The sequence below is a fragment of the Streptomyces sp. NPDC059455 genome, from assembly GCF_042750115.1.
Lineage (GTDB): Bacteria > Actinomycetota > Actinomycetes > Streptomycetales > Streptomycetaceae > Streptomyces > Streptomyces endocoffeicus.
The window spans coordinates 1-19,197 of sequence record NZ_JBHYVB010000120.1 but is presented as its reverse complement, the minus strand read 5'-3'; the positions used below and the strand labels follow the sequence as shown (position 1 = coordinate 19,197).

The 19,197-nt window shown below is 71.3% G+C and carries 18 protein-coding genes; 14 read left to right on the top strand and 4 right to left on the bottom strand.

Annotated features, from left to right (window positions below):
* Positions 1–44: 44 nt before the first annotated feature.
* Positions 45–962: a flavin reductase gene (locus tag ACFXB5_RS33675; protein ID WP_385215092.1), complete on the bottom strand. Its 918-nt coding sequence runs from the start codon at positions 960–962 to the stop codon at positions 45–47.
* A 181-nt stretch (positions 963–1,143) separates the two neighbouring features.
* Here ACFXB5_RS33675 and ACFXB5_RS33670 point away from each other — a divergent pair, with 181 nt between their 5' ends.
* The 13 genes from ACFXB5_RS33670 to ACFXB5_RS33610 all read left to right on the top strand — a co-directional run bounded on the left by ACFXB5_RS33670 (position 1,144) and on the right by ACFXB5_RS33610 (position 14,486).
* Entirely contained in the window at positions 1,144–2,322 is a 1,179-nt protein-coding gene (locus ACFXB5_RS33670; protein WP_385215089.1) for an LLM class flavin-dependent oxidoreductase, read from the top strand.
* The gene (locus tag ACFXB5_RS33665; protein WP_044580908.1) at positions 2,315–2,923 is read left to right on the top strand and encodes an amino acid synthesis family protein; all 609 of its coding nucleotides are present in this window, start codon (positions 2,315–2,317) and stop codon (positions 2,921–2,923) included. The genes ACFXB5_RS33670 and ACFXB5_RS33665 overlap by 8 nt, the downstream gene beginning before the upstream one ends.
* Positions 2,920–3,471 carry an amino acid synthesis family protein gene (locus tag ACFXB5_RS33660; RefSeq protein WP_201847902.1) on the top strand — a complete coding sequence of 184 codons (552 nt, stop codon included), beginning with the start codon at positions 2,920–2,922 and terminating at the stop codon, positions 3,469–3,471. The genes ACFXB5_RS33665 and ACFXB5_RS33660 overlap by 4 nt, the downstream gene beginning before the upstream one ends.
* Positions 3,472–3,487: 16 nt before the next feature.
* Positions 3,488–4,393: an alpha/beta fold hydrolase gene (locus ACFXB5_RS33655; RefSeq protein WP_385215085.1), complete on the top strand. Its 906-nt coding sequence runs from the start codon at positions 3,488–3,490 to the stop codon at positions 4,391–4,393.
* On the top strand, positions 4,390–5,877 hold the full coding sequence (locus ACFXB5_RS33650; RefSeq protein WP_385215083.1) for an aldehyde dehydrogenase: 1,488 nt from the start codon (positions 4,390–4,392) through the stop codon (positions 5,875–5,877). Before ACFXB5_RS33655 ends, ACFXB5_RS33650 begins: the two co-directional genes overlap by 4 nt.
* A gap of 131 nt (positions 5,878–6,008) precedes the next feature.
* Positions 6,009–6,689 carry a GntR family transcriptional regulator gene (locus ACFXB5_RS33645; protein ID WP_385215080.1) on the top strand — a complete coding sequence of 227 codons (681 nt, stop codon included), beginning with the start codon at positions 6,009–6,011 and terminating at the stop codon, positions 6,687–6,689.
* A 240-nt stretch (positions 6,690–6,929) separates the two neighbouring features.
* Positions 6,930–9,215: a glycoside hydrolase family 3 N-terminal domain-containing protein gene (locus ACFXB5_RS33640; RefSeq protein ID WP_385215077.1), complete on the top strand. Its 2,286-nt coding sequence runs from the start codon at positions 6,930–6,932 to the stop codon at positions 9,213–9,215.
* 193 nt (positions 9,216–9,408) lie between these two features.
* On the top strand, positions 9,409–10,329 hold the full coding sequence (locus tag ACFXB5_RS33635) for an AEC family transporter (protein WP_201847909.1): 921 nt from the start codon (positions 9,409–9,411) through the stop codon (positions 10,327–10,329).
* A 291-nt stretch (positions 10,330–10,620) separates the two neighbouring features.
* Positions 10,621–11,418 (top strand): SigB/SigF/SigG family RNA polymerase sigma factor, encoded by a 798-nt coding sequence (locus ACFXB5_RS33630; RefSeq protein ID WP_385215124.1) that lies wholly within the window; start codon positions 10,621–10,623, stop codon positions 11,416–11,418.
* A gap of 139 nt (positions 11,419–11,557) precedes the next feature.
* Positions 11,558–12,397 carry an SDR family oxidoreductase gene (locus ACFXB5_RS33625; protein WP_385215075.1) on the top strand — a complete coding sequence of 280 codons (840 nt, stop codon included), beginning with the start codon at positions 11,558–11,560 and terminating at the stop codon, positions 12,395–12,397.
* Positions 12,398–12,443: 46 nt separating this feature from the next.
* Entirely contained in the window at positions 12,444–13,085 is a 642-nt protein-coding gene (locus tag ACFXB5_RS33620; protein ID WP_385215071.1) for a C39 family peptidase, read from the top strand.
* 125 nt (positions 13,086–13,210) lie between these two features.
* On the top strand, positions 13,211–14,038 hold the full coding sequence (locus ACFXB5_RS33615) for an LLM class F420-dependent oxidoreductase (RefSeq protein ID WP_385215069.1): 828 nt from the start codon (positions 13,211–13,213) through the stop codon (positions 14,036–14,038).
* A gap of 16 nt (positions 14,039–14,054) precedes the next feature.
* Positions 14,055–14,486: a TIGR03668 family PPOX class F420-dependent oxidoreductase gene (locus ACFXB5_RS33610; protein WP_385215066.1), complete on the top strand. Its 432-nt coding sequence runs from the start codon at positions 14,055–14,057 to the stop codon at positions 14,484–14,486.
* Between the two features lie 20 nt (positions 14,487–14,506).
* Here the strand turns inward: ACFXB5_RS33610 and ACFXB5_RS33605 are convergent, their stop codons facing one another.
* The gene (locus tag ACFXB5_RS33605) at positions 14,507–14,884 is read right to left on the bottom strand and encodes a DUF2267 domain-containing protein (protein WP_385215063.1); all 378 of its coding nucleotides are present in this window, start codon (positions 14,882–14,884) and stop codon (positions 14,507–14,509) included.
* 148 nt (positions 14,885–15,032) lie between these two features.
* Here ACFXB5_RS33605 and ACFXB5_RS33600 point away from each other — a divergent pair, with 148 nt between their 5' ends.
* A complete protein-coding gene (locus tag ACFXB5_RS33600) occupies positions 15,033–15,749 on the top strand; it encodes an HdeD family acid-resistance protein (protein ID WP_385215061.1) in 717 nt (238 codons plus the stop codon).
* A gap of 164 nt (positions 15,750–15,913) precedes the next feature.
* Here the strand turns inward: ACFXB5_RS33600 and ACFXB5_RS33595 are convergent, their stop codons facing one another.
* Positions 15,914–16,072, bottom strand: a complete 159-nt coding sequence (locus tag ACFXB5_RS33595; protein WP_164502469.1) for a hypothetical protein — start codon at positions 16,070–16,072, stop codon at positions 15,914–15,916.
* Positions 16,073–16,219: 147 nt separating this feature from the next.
* On the bottom strand, positions 16,220–18,985 hold the full coding sequence (locus ACFXB5_RS33590) for an exo-beta-D-glucosaminidase (protein WP_385215058.1): 2,766 nt from the start codon (positions 18,983–18,985) through the stop codon (positions 16,220–16,222).
* Positions 18,986–19,197 lie beyond the last annotated feature (212 nt).

Sequence of the window (19,197 nt, the reverse complement as noted above, 5' to 3'; positions counted from 1 at the left end):
GGTGGCGGGGGGTCGGTGGCGCCGCGGATCGGGGTGCCGGTGTCTCACCACGGCAGCGGCGCGGTGTGGGAGATGTCGAAGAAGCCACCGCCGCTGTAGACCAGCGGGGCCAGCTCCTCATGGCGGGCGGACACCACCCGGCCGGTGAAGACGGTGTGGCTGCCGGCCTCCAGCCGCTCGCCGATCTCCACCTCGAGCTGGGCGCAGGACCGGTCGATCAGCGGGACGCCGAACTCACCGGGGGTCCAGGACAGCCCGGCGAACTTGTCGTCGGCCTTGGAGGCGAAGGTCTTGGCCACATCGAGCTGGCCGGCGGCGAGGATGTTGATCCCCAGATGGCTCGCCCGGTGCAGCGCGGGATGGGTCGTGGAACTGCGCTGCACGCAGACCAGCACCATGGGTGGATCCAGTGAGATGCTGGCGAACGCGTTCACCGCGAGCCCCCGGGGCTTACCGTCGTCGTCGCAGGTCACGACGGTGACACCGGTGATGAACTTGCGGTGCACACCACGGACCACATCGGCGTCCACGGCCGCCTGCTGGGTGGTGGTGATGATCCCGAGCGCCTCCAGCAGCTGGCGCGGGTCCCAGGTCACCCACTCCTCGCTGACCACACCGTGGTCGAAGCGGGTGAAGGTGGCGCCGGAGACCTCGACCGGCCTGCCGGTGGCCGGGACCCCGAGGAAATCGCCGGTGTGACTGCCGGTGCTGCGCCAGCGGATCGCCAGCGATTCGCCGTCCTCGACGATCTCCTCGATCTCGGTGCGGAGATCGGGAAACGCCTGGCGGATGGCGCGGATGGACTCCTTGAACTGCTCTCGGTCCTGGGGGGCCGCGGCGGGCCCGCGGCGGCGTACATAGGCGGGGCCGAGCAGCTGGTCGAGCGCGTCGACCTCGCCCCGGTCCCAGACCGCCTGCCAGGTGGAGCGGATGCGGGCGGTGCGGTCAAGAGTGTGCGTCATGACGTCTTCCCTCAGTCAGCTCTTGTATGGCAGAGGACCGTAGAAAGGCCATCCACGACTGTCAACACCTTGGGACAGATGAGCCGAGAAAGTTCCGAGCGCTTACTAAAAGCACAGGTCAAGGTTGTTTCTCTGACGTTGACCCTTGACGGGCCCGATACGGACTCCTAGCCTCCCTGCCATGGCACAGCGTGAGCCGGAAGAACAGGACGGACGCTGCATGCGCTTTTCGATATTCCACAACCTCGGTGCCCCGGGCCGTCTCGGCGAGTACGCCGAAGTCATGAACGAAGCCCGGGAGTTCGCGGTCACCGCGGACCGGGCGGGCTTCTGGTCCACCTGGTACACCGAACACCACTTCGGGCACGAGGCGATCGAGATCACCCCGAACCCGGTGCTGATGGGGGCGGACATCGCCGCCCGTACCGAACGCATCCGGATCGGCCAGGCGGCCTCGATCGCCACCTTCTGGCATCCGCTGCGGCTCGCCGAGGACATCGCGATGCTCGACCAGCTCTCGGGGGGCCGGGTCGAGGTCGGCCTCGGCCGGGGGCTGTACGGCCGCGAGGCGCTCAACCTCAACGCCCTGGCCGATCCGCGCGACCAGGAGCAGAACCGCGCCCTGTACGACGAGACCGTGGAGGTCCTGCGCAAGGCGTGGAGCGGCGAGTTCTTCTCGCACCAGGGCCGGTTCTACGAGTTCCCCGCCCCCGGGGTGAAGTGGAACCACCCCCTCTCCCCCGCCACCCCGGAGTACACCGACGCCGGTGTCATCACCAAGATGCGGGTCACGCCGTTTCCGCTGCAGCGGCCGCACCCTCCGCTGTGGCAGGTGATCGACAGCCCCCGCTCGATCAAGTCCGCCGCGGCCGACGGTGTCCAGGGGCTCTTCTGGCTGCCGCCGGTCTCCGCGCTCAAGGAGCGGTTCGAGCTCTACCGGGACACCGCGAGCCAGGCGTCCGGGCGTGAGTACGCGCTGGGCGAGGGCATCGGCCTGGTGCGCGATGTGTATGTCGCCGACACCATGGAGCAGGCCCGCGCCGAGTTCGAAGAGGCGCTGATGACCACCTACCGGTGGATCATGCACTGGCGGGGGCTGTCCAACCTCATGGAGGCGGGCGAGGAGCTCACCGACGCCCATGAGCTGTCCTTCGACTTCCTCCAGGGGCGCAATCTGCTGGTCGGCACCCCCGAGTACGTCTCGGAGAAGATCGCCGAGCTGCGCGACGAGGTGGGCCTGGAACATCTGCTGCTGTGGACCACCCACCCCGGTCTGCCGCACCGCAACGCGATGCGCAGCCTGGAGCTGTTCGCCGAGAAGGTCATGCCGCAGTTCACCACCGGTGGCGGTCATGGCTGAGGCACGGCTGCGCAAGGTCGTCACCGTCGCCGATGAGCTGCTGCTGGAGCTCGGCCGCCCGGTCGCGGCACCGGTGCGCCGGGTCGCGGCGGCCGCGGTGATCAGCAACCCCTGGGCCGGCGGCGGCTTCGTCGCCGACCTGGGGCCCGAGGTCGAGCGGATCGCACCGGGGCTGGCCCGGCTGCTCACCGACCGGATCAGCGAGGCGCTGGGCGGGGTCGACCGGATCGAGTCCTTCGGCAAGGCCGCCATCGTGGGCCTGGACGGGGAGATCGAGCACGGCGGCGCGCTGATCCACACCCCGTTCTTCGGCAATGTCTTCCGCGAGCTGACCGAGGGCACCTCGATCATCGTCTTCAGCGACGACCGGCTCCCGGCCGGTGAGCCGCTGACCGTGCCCCTGTGGCACAAGACCGCGGCCGCGACCCGCTCGCACTACCAGACCTGCCAGATCCGTATCCCCGACGCGCCCCGCCCGGACGAGATCGTCGTCATCGCGGCCGGGGCGTCCGGCCCCCGCCCGAACGCCCGGATCGGCGACCGCGCCACCGACCCCCTCATCCGCCTCGCCGATCTGGACGACCTGGAGACCGTGACATGAACATCCGCAAGATCATCACCTTCACCGAGGACATCCACAGCGAGGGCGGCCGCCCGGTGGACCCGCCCGCCCGTACCGCCGTGGTGCTCGCCGTCATCGAGAACCCCTGGGCCGGTCAGGGCTTCGTGGCGGATCTGCTGCCGGGGATCGACGAGGTGGCGCCGAAGCTGGGCGAGCTGCTGGCGCCCCGCGTGGTCGAGGCGCTGGGCGCACCGGTGGAGGCGTACGGGAAGGCCGCGATCGTGGGTCTCGACGGGGAGGTCGAACACGGCTCCGCGCTGATCCACACCCTCAAGTTCGGCGACCACTTCCGCCGCGCGGCGAACGCCACCACGCTGCTCCCGGCCGTGGAGAAGCGGGCCGCCGCGGGCACGGTCTTCGACATCCCGCTCAAGCACATCACCGACGCCACCATCCGCTCGCACCACCAGAGCATCGAGATGCGGGTGGCGGACGGGCCGCGCGCCGACGAGATCGTCGTCGGGCTCGCGGCGGCCGCCCAGGGCCGCCCCCAGGCCCGGCTGGCGCCGCTGTCGACGGAGCGGTGAGCGCACGGTGAGTGACATGGGCAGGTCCGGCGCGGACGCGCGGGCGCGCGTCCCGGCCTCCCGGGCCGGTGCCACGGTGGCGCTGAGCCACGAGGCGCACGGCGACGGCCCGGACCTGGTGCTGCTGCACGGCGTCGGCCTCGACCGCCGTATGTGGGACCGGTGCCTCCCGGCCCTCGCGGCCCGGCACCGGGTGACACTGGTCGATCTGCGCGGCCACGGCGCCTCCCCGGCCGCGGCGGCCGGGGTGTCGCTCGCCGAGCTGGCCGCCGACGTCGGGGCGCTGCTGAGCGGCCCCACGCATGTGGTCGGCTTCTCGCTCGGCGCCCTGGTCGCCCAGCGGCTGGGTCTTGACCGGCCGGAGCTCACCGCCTCGCTCACCCTGGTCAGCTCGGTCGCGGGCCGGTCGGAGGAGGAGCGCGCGGCGGTGGCCCGCCGCCAGGAGCTGGCCGCCCAGGACTTCGGGGCGTCCGCGTGGGCGGCGGTCGACCGCTGGTTCTCGCCCGCCTGGCGGGCCCAGGACCCCGAGCTGGCGCGGCAGGTGCTCGATACGCTGCTGGCCAACGACCGGGCCTCCTACCTCGCGTGTTACCGGGTCTTCGCGACCGCCGACACCGCGCTGTGGCGGTGGCTGCCCCGGATCGCCGCGCCCACCGTGGCGGTGACCGGCGAGCGGGACCCCGGCTCGACCCCGGCCATGTCGCACCGGCTGGCCGAGCGGATCCCCGGCGGCCGGGCGGTGATCGTGCCCGGCGCCCGCCATCTGCTGCCGCTGGAATGCCCCCGGGAACTCGCCGACGTGATCCTCACCCAGACCGGAAGCCACGCCGGAACCCACACCGGAAGCCACATCGGAACCCACGGAAGCCATACCGGAACCCACCCCGGAACCCCCACCGGACAGGAGTCCCACCGCTCATGAACCCCCTGCCGCGCCATGACCACTACATCGCGGGCGAGTGGACCGCCCCCGCCGAAGGCGGCTACTTCGGTAGCGTCAACCCGGCCACCGCCGAGCCCTGGTACGAGGCGGCGCGCGGCACCGCCGCCGATGTGGACCGTGCGGTGGGCGCCGCCCGCACCGCCTTCGAGGATCCGCGCTGGCGCGATCTGAGCCAGACCCGGCGCGGTCGGCTGCTGCGGAACCTGGGCGATCTGATCGGTGAGCACGCGGAGCGGCTGGCCCGCACCGAGACCCTCGACAACGGCAAGCTGCTGCGCGAGATGCGGGCCCAACTGGCCGGGCTGCCCGAGTACTTCTCTTACTACGCGGGACTCGCCGACAAGATCCAGGGCGAGGTGATCCCGGGGGCGAGCCGCGAGCTGCTCAACTACACCCTGCGCGAACCGGTGGGCGTGGTCGGCGCCATCACCCCCTGGAACTCCCCGCTGCTGCTCACCACCACCAAGCTGGCCCCGGCCCTGGCCGCGGGGAACACGGTGGTGGTCAAGCCCTCGGAGCACACCTCGGCCTCGCTGCTGGCGCTCGCACCGCTCTTCGAGGAGGCGGGGTTCCCGCCGGGGGTGGTCAATGTGGTCACCGGGTACGGCCCGGAGGCGGGCGGGCCGCTGACCGAGCACGACGGCGTGTCCAAGGTGACCTTCACCGGCTCCAGCGGGACCGGCCGCCGGATCGCCCGCACCTGCGCCGACCGGCTGATCGGCTGCACCCTGGAGCTGGGCGGGAAGTCGCCCAACATCATCTTCCCGGACGCCGATCTGGGCTCGGCCGCCATGGGCGTGATCGCGGGCGTCTTCGCGGCCGCGGGTCAGACCTGTGTGGCGGGCAGCCGGGTGCTGGTGCACCGGGAGGTGTACGACGAGATCCTGGAGCGGGTGACGGCGCGGGCGGCCACGATCCGCATCGGCGATCCGCTGGCGGAGACCACCGAGCTCGGCCCGCTCGCCATCGCCGAGCAGTTGGAGAAGGTCGAGTCGTACGTCGAGCTGGGGCAGGCCGAGGGCGGAAAGGTGGTCTGCGGCGGCAGGCGGCCGGAGACCGGTCTCGACGGGTACTTCTACTCCCCCACCGTCTTCACCGGCACCGACAACGGGATGCGGATCTGCCAGGAGGAGATCTTCGGGCCGGTCGCGACCGTCATGCCCTTCGGCTCGGAGGAGGAGGCCCTGGCGATCGCCAACGACTCCGCGTACGGCCTGGCGGCGGGCGTGTGGACCCGGGATGTGAACCGGGTGCACCGGATGGCCGCGCGGCTGGAGGCCGGGACGGTGTGGGCCAACACCTATCGCTCGATGTCGCCGATGTCGCCCCGGGCCGGGTTCAAGACCAGCGGGATGGGGACCGAGCACGGCACGGAGGTGATCCGGGAGTACACCCGGCTGAAGAGCGTCTGGATCAACACCAGCGAGGAGCCCGCCGGGGATCCCTTCATCCTGAGGTCCTGAAGTCCTGAGCACCTGAGCACCTGAGGCCCTGAGGCCCCGGCCCCGGATCGAGGAAGGGTTGTTGTATGGCACAACACACCTGCGTTCCCACAGTTGACGGGAAGCAATGGCCACACCTAGGGTCCCGTGCCATGCAACGACCCACAGGGAAGCGGCTTCAGCAGACCAGCATGCAGGCGAGGGTCGCCGAAGAGCTGCGGCAGATGATCATCAGTGGTGAGCTGCCGCCCCGCTCCAGCCTCTCCGAGATGGCGCTGTCCGAGACCTTCGGCGTCAGCCGGACACCCATCCGCGAGGCCCTCAAACAGCTCCAGATCGAGGGTCTGGTCGAGGTGCGGCCGCGGGTCGGCACATTCGTCGCCGTACCGTCCCGGCGCGAGCTCACCGAGCTGTTCCAGATGAAGGAGCTGCTGGAGGGCGCCGCCGCCCGGCTGCTCGCCTTCCGCGGGAACGTACCGGAAGTGGAGCGGCTGGAGGCCAATATGAGGGCGGCCGACGCGGCCGTCCGGGACGGCGACGCCGAGCAGTACGCGGCGCTGGTCCACGAGTTCCACGATCTGATCGTGGTGGGCGCGGACAACAGCAAGCTGGAGGCGCACTACCGCACCCTGATGAACCAGCTGGCCTACGCCCGGCTGGTGCGCACCTCGCTGTCCCGGCCCGGCCGGCTGGACGAGTCCGACGATGAGCACCACCGCGTCCTCAATCTGATCCGGGCCAAGGACGGCGACGGCGCGGAGCGGGTGATGCGGGAGCATGTGCGGATGAGCCACCAGGCCCTGATGGCGGGCATGGACGAGCGCCGGGCCTGACCTCGCGGTTCACCGGCGAGGGCGCCTTCGGCGAGGTGGGTGCCGGAGCGCAGCCGTCCGGACACGATGAGCACACGCGGGTCCCGGCGCCCGGTGTACCGGGGGCCCGGACGGCGATCCTGTCGTACGTTGGCAGAAGACCCAGGTGGCGGCCCACGTCCCGCACGGGGTCGGGACCGGCATGGTCTTGAGGAAACCGGGCTCGGGGAGCACCGATCGCCGAAGACCAGGACGAAGACCATGAACGATGTGCGCAGACGTACGGTGCTCGCCGCGGCCGGGGGGACGGCCATCGCGGGCAAGGCCGCGACCGCCCATGCCCAGGCCCCGCCCGCCCCCTCCGCCCGCCGGGCCCGGCCGGGGCGGGAGCCCGGTCCGTACGGGACCAGGATCCAGGCGCTGATGGCGCGGATGTCCATCGACGAGAAGCTCGGCCAGCTCCAGCAGCTCGCCTGGACCGGCGCCACCGGACCGGGTGGCGGGCAGACCGCCGCCGCGGAGAAGGCGGCCCGCAGGGGCAGGCTGGGCTCCGTGCTCAACATCTACGGGGCCCGCACCACCAACACGCTCCAGCGGATGGCCGTCGAGGAGTCCCGGCTGGGCATTCCGCTGATCTTCGGGCTCGATGTCATCCATGGCATGTGGACCACCTTTCCCATCCCCCTCGGCCAGGCCGCCGCCTTCGATCCCGCGGTGGCCGAGTGGGACGCGGAGGTGTCGGCGCGAGAGGCCCGCTCCAACGGGGTGCACTGGGCGTTCTCGCCGATGATGGACGTCACCCATGAGCCGCGCTGGGGACGGATCGCCGAGGGCGACGGCGAGGACCCGTATCTGGCGGCGCGGCTCGCGGCCGCCAAGACCCGCGCCTACCAGGGCGACGACCTGCGCTCCCGGCGCCATCTCGCGGCCTGCGCCAAGCACATGATCGCCTACGGGGGCGTCGAGGGCGGCCGCGACTACAACACGGTGGATGTCTCCGAGGCCCGGCTGCGCAACCTCTACCTCCCCCCGTTCCGGGCGGCCCTGGACGCCGGGGTGGCCACCGTCATGGCGAGCTTCAACACCGTCAGCGGGGTCCCCGCCCACGGCTACCGGCATGCGCTGACCGAGATCCTCAAGGAGGAGTGGGACTTCGGCGGCTTCGTCGTCAGCGACTACAACGGCGTTCAGGAAATGATCGTCCACGGCTATGCCGCCGACCGCTCCGACGCGGCCCGGCTGGCCTTCAACGCCGGGATCGACATGGAGATGGCCAGCACCACCATCAACGAGTACGGCAAGCGGCTGCTGCGCGGGGGTGAGATCACCACCGAGCGGCTGGACGACGCGGTGGCCCGCATCCTGCGGCTGAAGTTCCGGCTCGGGCTCTTCGAGCACCCCTACGCGGACGAGGACACGGCGATCACCGGGCCCACGAAGGCGTCCCGGGCGGCGGCCCGTGAGGCGGCCGGGCGCACCATGGTGCTGCTCAAGAACGAGAAGTCCACGCTCCCGCTGGACAGATCGGGCTCCATCGCCGTCGTCGGCCCCTTCGCCGACTCCACGGATCTGCGCGGCTCCTGGGCCGGGCCCTGGGCCGAGAAGTTCCGCCCGGTCACCGTGGTGGACGCGGTGAAGGACGCGGCGCCGAAGGCCCGGATCAGCCATGTCGAGGGCGTGGACGCGTCCGGCCGGAACACCCGGGGCATCGCACGGGCGGCCTCGGCGGCGCGGGCGACCGATGTGACCGTGGTGGTGGTCGGGGAGGCGGCGACGCTCAGCGGGGAGGCGTCCGTACGCAGCGACCTCGGCCTGCCCGGCCGGCAGGAGCGGCTGATCTCCGCGATCGCGGACACCGGGGCGCCGTTCGTGGTGGTGCTGCTCAGCGGACGTCCGCTGACGATGGAGGGCTGGCTGGACCGCACACCGGCCGTGCTGCAGGCGTGGCATCCGGGGATCGAGGGCGGCAACGCCATCGCGGATGTGCTCTTCGGCACCGTGAACCCCGGTGGCAAGCTGCCCGTGACCTTTCCGCGCACGGTCGGGCAGATCCCCATCTACTACAACCACGAGAACACCGGACGCCCCTACGACCGGGCGAACCACTACACGTCCAAGTACCTCGACCTGGCCTACGGACCGCGGTTCCCCTTCGGCCACGGCCTCAGCTATACCACCTTCGACATCGGCGAACCCCGGCTCAGTGTCAGCCGCGTCCGGGCCGAGGCGCTGCGCAAGGGCGACACCGTCGAGGTCGCGGTGGCGGTGCGCAACACCGGGCGCCGCAAGGGCGATGAGGTGGTGCAGCTGTACATCCGCGATCCGGTGGCGAGCATCGTGCAACCGGTGCGCAGGCTCAGCGGCTTCCGCCGGGTCAGCCTCGGCCCCGGGAAGGCCACCACGGTCCGGTTCCGGCTGACCGCCGAGGAACTGGGCTTCTGGACCCAGGATCCGCACGGCCGGTTCCTGCTCCAGAAGGGCGAGATCCGGGTCTTCGCGGGCAATAGCTCCCTGGCCAAGCGGGGCCGCACCCTCACCATCATCTGAGCCCGGATACCCCCGCCCGTCAGCGACATCACAGCGCGGCGGCCGAATTACTTGTAGGGTGCATGCTGACCCTACGCACCCGGAAGACGCCCTTGATGACCGCCGCGCCCTGGCCCTCGACCACCACGACGAGCGGACGAGACCCCGCGGCACCCCGCGCCGAAGGCTCCGGCCACGGTGGGGTGGAGGCCCAGTGGGCGGTGTGATCACCGGCTTCGGTGTCATCGCGACCATCATCGTCACCGGCTATGTCATCGGGCGCCGCCGCTCCTTGGGCGCCCACGGCCGCGATGTGCTCACCAAGCTCTCCTTCGATGTGGCCTCCCCCGCGCTGCTGTTCACCACGCTCTCCAAGGCCGACCTGTCCGTCGTCGTCTCCACACCGCTGCTGGTGACGGCTCTGAGCACCTTCGTGGTCGCGGGCACGTTCGTGGCCGTCGGCGCCGTACGGGGGTGGAGCGTCGGCCGGACGACGATCGGCGCGCTGTGCGCGAGCTATGTGAACGCGGGCAACCTCGGCATCCCCATCGCGATGTACGTCCTGGGCGACGCGAGCCTGATCGCCCCGGTGCTGCTCTTCCAGCAGCTCGTCATGACCCCGATCGCCCTGACGGTCATCGACCTCTCCCGTCCCGATACGCGCCCCTCGCTGATCCGCAGGCTGACCAGCCCGTTCCGGAACCCCATCGTGATCGGCTCGCTGTCCGGTGTCCTGGTGTCCGCCACGGGCTGGCGGGTCCCCGGGCCCGTCGTGGAACCCCTCTCGCTGCTGGGCGGCATGGCCGTGCCCGCCGTACTGCTGGCCTTCGGGATCTCGCTGCCGGGCAGTCAGCTCCCCGGGCGCGGCGAGGAGCGCGGGCCCGTGCTGCTGTCGGTGGCGCTGAAGTCCTTCGCCCAGCCGGTGGTGGCGTGGGCCATCGCGGCGGGTGTGTTCCGGCTGAGCGGCCCGGCGCTGTTCGCCGCCGTCGTCACCTCCGCGCTACCGGCGGCTCAGAACCTGTTCACCTACGCCACCCGGTATCAGACCGCCACCGTCCTGGCCCGTGAGTCGATCCTGCTGTCCACCCTGCTCGCGCCGCCGGTGCTGATGACGGTGGCCGCGCTGCTGGGCTGAGCCCGGCCCGACGGCGGACACCCGGACCGGGCGTTCGCACCGGTGTGCCATGTCGTCAACCGGTCCGGAAGAACTTTGTTTGCCCCTGGAGGCCCAGGGCAGGCGGATATCCGTGCTTCGGACCGTAGGCACGCACCGCGGGAGCAGTCTGCGACGCTCCACACCGCGGCGGCGCGCCGGTCCCCGCACGTCCCCGTGAACCTCCCGCGATGCACTCCCGGTCCCAGGTGACCCGTCAGCCCATCGCAGGAGGTGTGTTCCGTGACGACCGCGACGCAGCAGACGCAGCACATGACACGGCCCCAGACCGGCCCCACGAAGCACCCGCATGACGACGCGCCGGACACCGGCGCCGAGTTCGCGGAAATGGCCCGGCTCCCCGACGGGCCGGAGAAGGAGGCGCTGCGCCGTCGGGTCGTGGAGGCATGGATGCCGATGGCCGAACGGCTGGCCCGGCAGTACCGCAACCGCGGCGAATCGCTGGAGGACCTCCAGCAGGTGGCCGCGCTCGGCCTGGTGAAGGCCGTCAAGCGGTACGACCCGGAACACGGCACCGCCTTCGCCGGATTCGCGGTGCCCACGATCGTCGGCGAGATCAAGCGCCACTTCCGGGACCACCTGTGGGTGCTGCATGTCCCCCGCCGGGTCCAGGACCTGCGCAACCGGGTGCGGGCCGCCCACCACGAGCTGTCCCACGGGGCGGACGACCGGCCGCCGCGGGCCCAGGAGATCGCCGAGCGCACCGGGCTGACCGAGAAGGAGGTGCGCGCCGGCATGGAGGCCATGGGCAGCTTCACCCCGCTCTCCCTGGACGCCCAGCTGGCCGGCGCCGACGACGGCTACTCGCTGGCGGACACGCTCGGCGCCCAGGAGCCCGCCTACGATCGGGTGGTGGACCGCGAGGCCGTGCGCCCCGGTCTCAGCCGGCTCCCGGACCGGGAGCGGCAGATCCTTTACATGCGTTTCTTCTGCGATATGACACAGAGCCGGATCGCCGAGCACCTGGGCATCTCCCAGATGCACGTCTCACGGCTCATCAACCGCACCTGCTCCACCCTGCGCGCCCAGGCGCTCGCGGAGGCGAACTGAGCCGGTCGCCACGTTGCGCCGCTGGAACGATGTGCATCGCCTTAGCGGGTGACCGTGGCGCCGTGGGGGGCTACGGCTCCCCCGGCGGGCTGCGAGGGTCGGGGCGGCGGGTGACTGACCGACGAAGGAGACCGAGCCAGTGAACAGCAATCCCGATCGTCCTCCTCCGGTACATGTCCCGGAACTCCTCAAGGGGCAGAAGGCGCTGGTGACCGGGGCGAACTCGGGGATCGGAAAGGCCACCGCGATCGCGCTGGGCCGGTCCGGCGCCGATGTGGTGGTCAACTACGCCAGCGACCGGCCGGCCGCCGAGGCCGTCGTCGCCGAGATCCAGAGCCACGGTGTGCGGGCCTACGCCCATCAGGCCGATGTGTCCCAGGAGGACCAGGTCGTCGACCTGGTGTCCACCATGGTCGACCGCCTGGGCACCATCGACATCCTCGTCGCCAACGCGGGGCTCCAGCGGGACGCGGCCACGACCGAGATGACACTCGAGCAGTGGGAGAAGGTCATCTCCGTCAACCTCACCGGCCAGTTCCTGTGCGCCCGGGAGGCCATCAAGGAGTTCCTGCGGCGCGGTGTGGTCCCGGAGGTGTCGCGGGCGGCCGGGAAGGTCATCTGCATGAGCTCGGTGCACCAGACCATCCCCTGGGCCGGCCATGTGAACTACGCGTCGTCCAAGGGCGGCGTGGCGATGCTGACGCAGACCCTGGCCCAGGAGTTCGCACCCCACAGGATCCGGGTGAACGCGATCGCGCCGGGCGCCATCAAGACCCCGATCAACCGCAGCGCCTGGCAGACCCCCGAGGCGCGCGACTCCCTCCTGCGGCTCATCCCGTACGGCCGCGTCGGCGACCCCCTGGACATCGCCAACGCCGCCGTCGTCCTGGCCTCCGACCTGTGCGACTACGTGGTGGGCAGCACCCTCTACGTCGACGGTGGCATGACCCTCTTCCCGGGCTTCGCCACGGGCGGCTGAGCGGAGGCCGGGGCGCGGCGGGCGGAGCTGGGGAAGACTGGCGCACATGCCCGAGACCCCGGATTCCCTCATCCACCCCGTGCCCTACTACGCCCAGTGGGAGTCGCCCGGCCTGGTGCCCGACATCATCGCGGGCACCCTGTCGGCGGCCGACGATCCGCTGTGGCAGAAGTCCGGGGCGCCGAGCCCGGAGGAGTACGCGTTCTGGTCGTGGCGGCTGTGCGGGATGGCGTGTCTGCGCATGGCGCTGGACCACTGGCGCGGCACCGCGCCACCCGCGGTGACACTCGCCGAGGAGTGCGTCGAGGCGGGTGCGTATGTGCGCCACCCGGACCGGGTGGACGGGCTGATCTACGCCCCGTTCGCCGCCTACGCCAGGCGGCGCTGGGAGCTGTTCGCCGAGTCCCGGCCCCAGCTTCCGGCCGAGGAGCTGCCGGGACATCTGGTGGCCGGGCGGCTGGCGATGCTGTCCGTCCACCCCTCCCTGCGCACCCTGGACCCGCGGCCGCCGCACCGGGGCGGCCATCTGGTGCTGGCCGTCGGCGCCACCCCGGACCATCTCCTCGTGCACAACCCGTCGGGCTTCCCGGACCGGACCCAGCGCTTCGCCGAGGTCCCCTGGGGTGACCTCGGGCGGTTCTACGCGGGGCGTGGTGTCCTGCTCGGGCCGGGCGAGCCCCGGTCGTAGGGCTCGCGCCGCGCGGTCCGCCCGCCACCCGGCCGTGTCACTCGTGCGCACCGTTGTGGTTTCCGCGCGGCCGGGTACCCATGTGGTTCCCGTATGTCATCCACGCACCGTCCCAGGGAGCCGCAGTGAAGTTCGGCGTATCCACGTTCGTCACCGACCAGGGCATCCGGCCCGCCCCCTTGGGGCGGGCCTTGGAGGAGCGCGGTTTCGACGCGCTCTTCGTCGCCGAGCACAGCCATATCCCGGTGGAGCGCCGTACCCCCTATCCGGGTGGCGGGGACCTGCCGGACGTCTACTACCGCACCCTCGACTCATTCGTGACACTGGCCGCGGTCGCCACGGTCACCCGGCGTCTGCTGGTGGGCACCGGTGTCGCCCTGGTGGTGCAGCGGGACCCGATCATCACCGCAAAGGAAGTGGCCTCCCTCGACCTGATCTCGGACGGGCGGGCCGTCTTCGGGGTCGGCGCGGGCTGGAACCGCGAGGAGATGGAGAACCACGGCACCGATCCGTCCACCCGGGGCCGGCTGATGGACGAGCGGCTGCGGGCCATCGTTACGCTCTGGACGAAGGAGAAGGCCGAATTCCACGGGGAGTTCGTGAACTTCGACCCGGTCTTCCAGTGGCCCAAGCCGGTCCAGCAGCCGCATCCGCCTATCTATGTGGGTGGCGGCGGCGAGGCCGCGTTCCGGCGGATCGCCGCCATCGGCGACGCCTGGCTGGCCAACAGCGGCTCCCCCGAGGAGCTGCGCCCGCAGATCGAGCGGATGCGCGAGGTGGCCGGCCGCGACGTACCGGTGACGTTGTACGCGATGCCCGAGGACGCCGAGGTGGCCGAGGAATATCAGCGCATCGGTGTGGAGCGGGCGCTGTTCTATCTGCCGACGATGCCGGAGACGGAGACGATCGCACGGCTGGATTCGATGGCCCGGATCGCCGCCCGGTTCCAGTGAGGTGCCGGGAGTCGCGATGCCGCAGCTGACGAGCGAGCGGGCGCGTGAGCGCTTCGCGCGGGCCAGGCTGGCCCGGCTGGCCACCGTCGGCGCCGAGGACCGCCCGCATCTGGTGCCGGTGGTCTTCGCGCTGACCGGCGACACGGTGGTGACGGCCGTCGACCACAAGCCGAAGCGGACGACACGGCTCAAGCGCCTGGACAACATCCGCGCCCACCCCGCCGTATGCCTCCTGGTGGACGACTACGACGAGAACTGGGACCACCTGTGGTGGGCGCGCGCCGATGGCACGGCCCGCGTCCTGCCACCGGCCGGCGAGTCGCCGGTGTCCTCGGACTACGTCCGGCTGCTCGTGGACACCTACCCGGCCCAGTACCGGGACCGGCCGCCGCGCGGGCCGGTCGTGGAGATCACCGTCGACCGGTGGAGCGGCTGGCGGGCCGGCTGAGCCCACCGTCCGTGGGCGGGTCAGCGCACGGACTCCGCCATCCTCGCGAACTCGCTGCCCAGCTGGGACATGGCGTGGCCGTACTCCTCGGCGGAGACGGCCTCCCGGAGCGTGGCGAGGACCGCCCGGACACCCCGGTCGGCCTCCGGCTCGGACAGCCCGGTGCGCATGTGCACCCTGCGGACCGACTCCTCGGGGTCGAAGATCTCCATCTCCTCCGGCCCGCGCCGAAGGGACTCCCGGAGGTGTCCGGGCAGCTCCTGGGCGAGGTCGCGGGCCTCGCCCGCGCTCAGGCGGGCCGCCAGGGTCTCGAGCGTGGCTCGGGTGACGTCGGCCGCCTCCTGCCGTGACAGCTGGGTGCGGTCCGCCACCGTCTGGAAGAACTCCCGGTCGTCCATGCGGGCCTCCCTATGACGCGCACCAGGACACGGCCTCACCACCACCTTGCCACGCGGGTCCACCGCCCGCGAGGCGCTGGAACCGGCGCGGAGGGACGATGGATCTGTGGGCTACGGCCATCGTGTCCCCCCGAGGAGGTGGACGACCATGACTTACTCCTCCGACAGTCCGCATGACGCCGGGCAGCCGAGAGAGGAACCCTACGGCCGGCCGGGAGAGCGGCCCGCCGATGAAGGCAACCCCTACGCCACGATGCAGAACATGCTGTCCAACACCACCTGGCAGGTCATGGTGACCGCGGGTCTGGTGGCGATCGCGCTCGGTATCATGGTGCTGGCGTGGCCGGGTCCCTCCCTGGTGGTGATCGGCGTCCTGTTCGGCGCGTATCTGCTGATCAGCGGGATCTTCCAACTGGCCGGGGCCTTCGGTTCGCATGTCCCGAGGACTCTGCGGGTGCTGAGTTTCGTCACCGGCGCGCTGAGTGTGCTGCTGGGACTGCTCTGCTTCCGGGGTCCGGCCCAGTCGATCCTGCTGCTCGCGCTGTGGATCGGCTTCGCCTGGCTGATCCGGGGCGTGATGATGACCGCCATGGCGATCTCCGGTGAGGGCATGCCCGCCCGGGGCTGGCAGGTGTTCCTCGGTCTGCTCACCATCCTGGGCGGGATCATCCTGATCGTGGCGCCCTTCGGCTCGATCACGGCGCTCACGGTGGTGGCCGGTATCTGGCTGCTCGCGCTGGGCATCATCGAGGTCATGCACGGCATCCAGCTGCGCACCAGTCTCGGCGGACCCGGCGCCCCGCGCGCCGAGCACCGGCGGACGCACTTCCCCCGCTTCCGCTCGCAGCCGCATCCTCAGGCGTAGTCCGGCCGCGGCGGCCGCCCGCGGTTGGGCGGCCCCGCGCGCCCCGGCCGGGCGCCCCCCCCCCGCGGGGGGGGCGGGGGGCCCCCCCCCCCCGGACCGCGGACGATCAGGGTCAGGGGCTCCTTGGGGCTCCGGCTCGGGGCGGGGTGGCGGCGTGGGGTGTGTCAGCGGGTCTGCACCCACCAGGCCATCAGGCCGATGGCCGCGGTGCCGCACGCGTACGAGGCACCCCGGACGAAGTTGGCGGCGGCGAGTCGGCCGTATCGACGCCATCTGCTGCTGGAACGGCTGGGTACCGGCGGGCGAACCTCCATGGTGTGCATATGGAGCCCCTTTCGTGAGCGTACGGACAGTGACTGTCCGACACGAGGGAACGACGCGCTGGAGAAAGCATACAAAAGTGTGAACTTGCTCCATGCGTCGGACTCGCCGAGAAAATTCCTTTCGACACGATTTCAGGACATGGGCGGTCAGCGGGCCTTGGTGGCCGCGGGGACGGTGCGGGTGGCGGTGTTCCAGCCCGAGATCCGCACCGAGGGGGCCGAACCGCCCAGGTCCGCGGTGCGATAGGTGGCGGTGAGCGTCACCGACTCACCCGGCCACAGGCTCACCTCATTGTCCGACCAGCGAACGGGCAGGGCCGGCTTGCCCGCGCCGTTCACCAGATGGGCGTCCACGAGCAGTGCCGGTGTGCTCCCGCTCCCGGTGTTGCGCAGGGTGACGGTCGTGGTGGCGGTGGAGTCCGGCCCGCCGGTCGTGGTGGCGGTGGCGGACACCGGCGCCTCGGCCATGTCGTCGAGCCCGGTCAGATCCGCGTACGAGGTGGTGGGGGTGTAGTACCAGTCGGTGTTGTCCCAGTCGAGCACGTCCATCTCGGTGGAGAGCCAGTACACATTGCGGCTGACCTCCTTGCCCGCGCCATCGGTGAGCTGGAGCTTGACCAGATAGGCGCCGGACAGCCCGCTCACATCGGCCGGGACGGTGAGCGCGGTGGCCTTGCCACCGTCGCCCGGCACCCGGAGGCCGGTGGCGCTCTTGTCGAACTTCCGGGTGCCGTCGGGGGTGTAGAGGCTGACCCGGGCGGTGAGACCGGTGGCGGCGGTGTGCTCGCTGTTGACCACGACCACCGAGCGGGAGTCGTAGGAGTACTGGATGTGCAGCGGCTCATTGGCCTTCTTGGCCCCGTAGTAGGCCCCGCCCTGGTCCAGATAGCGGTCGAAGAGCTGCCAGTGGAGCGAGGTCCAGCCGCTGTTGAGCATCCAGTGAACGACACCGGTGGCGGGCCGGGAGGTGTCGGAGAAGTTGCGCGCGTACGCCTCGAACTGAGCGCGCACCGCCTCGTACCGCGCCAGCCCCGCCTTGCGTACGTAGTCCGTCAGCCCGGTCGGCTTTCCGTAGCGGCCGATCAGCGCGTTGTCGAACAGCTTGAGGTCGCCGAAGGTGGCGGACGGGGACCGGTGGTACTGCTTGGCCGACGGATCCCGCCACAGGGTCTCGAGTTCGCTCGGGGACATCATGCGGCGGAGCGTGTCCAGGGTGGGGATGTCGGGTCCGGCGCTGGTCTCGGAGTTGAAGCCGGTGGCACCGCCCTCCCGCTTGGCGTACCAGTAGTCCGGCGGCACCCAGTCGTAGGGGCCGGTCATCTTCATGCCGGACTTCCCCAGCTTCGGGGAGGACTTGGCGGAGGCGGCGGGGATCACCGGGTTCGGCCAGTCGGCGGCCTCGAGGGCGTCGAGGTAGTTCTTCTCGATGGTGGCGTCGGGGGCGAAGTCGCTGCCGATGAGGAAGGAGATCACGCTGGGGTGGTCGCGCAGACGCGCGGCCTCGGCGGCCATCGAGTCCTTGGCGACCGGGTAGTCGGCGGGGGTCCACTTCTCCCCCGTCTCATCGCCGTTGACCTGGCCCTCCCACTTGTCGCAGCACTCCCAGCCGGGGAGGGTCAGAACGCCGTAGCGGTCGGCGAGGTCGAAGAACTCGTCCGGCTCGATATGGCCCTCGAGGCGGACGGTGTTCAGCCCCAGGTCGAGGGTGTACTTCAGCCGGTCCTCCACCGAGCGGGCGTCCCAGCGCAGAAACACATCGGGGGACCAGCCGCCCGCCTTGATCAGCAGCGGGCGTCCGTTGATCCGGTACTGGCGGGCACCGTCGGCGTTCAGTGGCGCCTTGACGTCGCGGATACCGAAGCTGTGATGGGCGGTGTCGGAGGGAGAGCCCGAGACGGTGGCGGTGAGGTCGAGGTCGTACAGCGGCTGGTCGCCCATCCCGGCGGGCCACCACACCTTGGGCCGGTCCAGGCGCAGCTGGGGGAAGTCGGCGGGGGCGAAGGTGACGGCCTTGGTCTCGTGCGGGGCGAGTGAAACCGTGCGGCTGACGGCCGCGGGGCCGGCCGTGCCGGAGACCGTGGCGGTGACCGACGAGGCGGAGTCGTTGCGGACCCGCGCCTTGACGGTGAGCTCGGCGGAGGCGAGCGATTCAGTGTCCAGCCGGGTCGTCACATGCGCGTCGCGCAGGGCCACCGGGCCGCCGCGGCGCACCAGCACATCGCGGATGATGCCCATGTTCTCGTCGGGCGGGGGCTGCAGCCAGTCGATCCAGCCCATCGTGAGGTTCTTGCGCGGATCGTTGGGCTGAACACGGAACGCCACCGTATTGGCCCCCGCCCTGACCAGGTCGGTGACGTCCAGCTCATGCTGGGTGTACGCACCGGCGATCCGGTCCTTGGTGGCCACCTGGACGCCGTTGACATACACATCGGCGGCGGACACCACACCGCTGACGTCCAGATAGGTGCGGCGGGAGGTGTCGGCCACGGTGAAGTCGCCGCGATACCACCACGGGACGGTGAAGTCGGCCGCGGGGATCTTCTTGAGGTTGGTCGAGTAGAACGGATCCGGGTACGTGTCGGCCGCGAGCAGCCCGGCGAGCACCGTCGACCGGGGCCCCGCCGGGTGCCAGCCGGACGCGGGGTAGCCGGGGGTGGAGATGGCCGCGGGGGTGTCGGACACCTTGGCCGAGGACTGCGTGGCGAAGCCCGCGAGCGGGGTCGCGGTGCCGGGGGCCGCGCCCACCCGGGTCACCGGGGTCGGGCCGCCCACCGCCGGTCCGCCGCGCGGGGGCGCGGCGCCCGTGGTGAGGGAGACGGTGAGGAGCAGGCCGCCGACGGCGAGCGAGGCGGTCAGAGCGCGTCGGACGCGGGCTCGCGCCCGCCGCCGGATTGGTGCCGGACGGAGGACCACGGATGTCTCCCTGGGGGCAGGCAGGGCATTGGTTAAGTAGGTTTCCTAACAACCAACGGACGGTAGAGAGCTGAGCGAGCCATGTCAACCAGCCCCGCCCGGAAATGGCCCTTCCGGGTGCGCAGCGCACATGCGGGAGGGGCCGGGGGGGGGGGGGGGGGGGCGCCCCCCCCCCCCCCCCCCCCGGCGCGGCGCGGGGGGGCCCCCCCCCG

Coding starts and splice junctions, on each gene's coding strand:
- ACFXB5_RS33675 (WP_385215092.1), bottom strand. CDS start 962: ATGACGCACACTCTTGACCGCACCGCCCGCATCCGCTCCACCTGGCAG.
- ACFXB5_RS33670 (WP_385215089.1), top strand. CDS start 1,144: ATGGCACAGCGTGAGCCGGAAGAACAGGACGGACGCTGCATGCGCTTT.
- ACFXB5_RS33665 (WP_044580908.1), top strand. CDS start 2,315: ATGGCTGAGGCACGGCTGCGCAAGGTCGTCACCGTCGCCGATGAGCTG.
- ACFXB5_RS33660 (WP_201847902.1), top strand. CDS start 2,920: ATGAACATCCGCAAGATCATCACCTTCACCGAGGACATCCACAGCGAG.
- ACFXB5_RS33655 (WP_385215085.1), top strand. CDS start 3,488: ATGGGCAGGTCCGGCGCGGACGCGCGGGCGCGCGTCCCGGCCTCCCGG.
- ACFXB5_RS33650 (WP_385215083.1), top strand. CDS start 4,390: ATGAACCCCCTGCCGCGCCATGACCACTACATCGCGGGCGAGTGGACC.
- ACFXB5_RS33645 (WP_385215080.1), top strand. CDS start 6,009: ATGCAACGACCCACAGGGAAGCGGCTTCAGCAGACCAGCATGCAGGCG.
- ACFXB5_RS33640 (WP_385215077.1), top strand. CDS start 6,930: ATGAACGATGTGCGCAGACGTACGGTGCTCGCCGCGGCCGGGGGGACG.
- ACFXB5_RS33630 (WP_385215124.1), top strand. CDS start 10,621: ATGACACGGCCCCAGACCGGCCCCACGAAGCACCCGCATGACGACGCG.
- ACFXB5_RS33620 (WP_385215071.1), top strand. CDS start 12,444: ATGCCCGAGACCCCGGATTCCCTCATCCACCCCGTGCCCTACTACGCC.
- ACFXB5_RS33610 (WP_385215066.1), top strand. CDS start 14,055: ATGCCGCAGCTGACGAGCGAGCGGGCGCGTGAGCGCTTCGCGCGGGCC.
- ACFXB5_RS33605 (WP_385215063.1), bottom strand. CDS start 14,884: ATGGACGACCGGGAGTTCTTCCAGACGGTGGCGGACCGCACCCAGCTG.
- ACFXB5_RS33600 (WP_385215061.1), top strand. CDS start 15,033: ATGACTTACTCCTCCGACAGTCCGCATGACGCCGGGCAGCCGAGAGAG.
- ACFXB5_RS33595 (WP_164502469.1), bottom strand. CDS start 16,072: ATGCACACCATGGAGGTTCGCCCGCCGGTACCCAGCCGTTCCAGCAGC.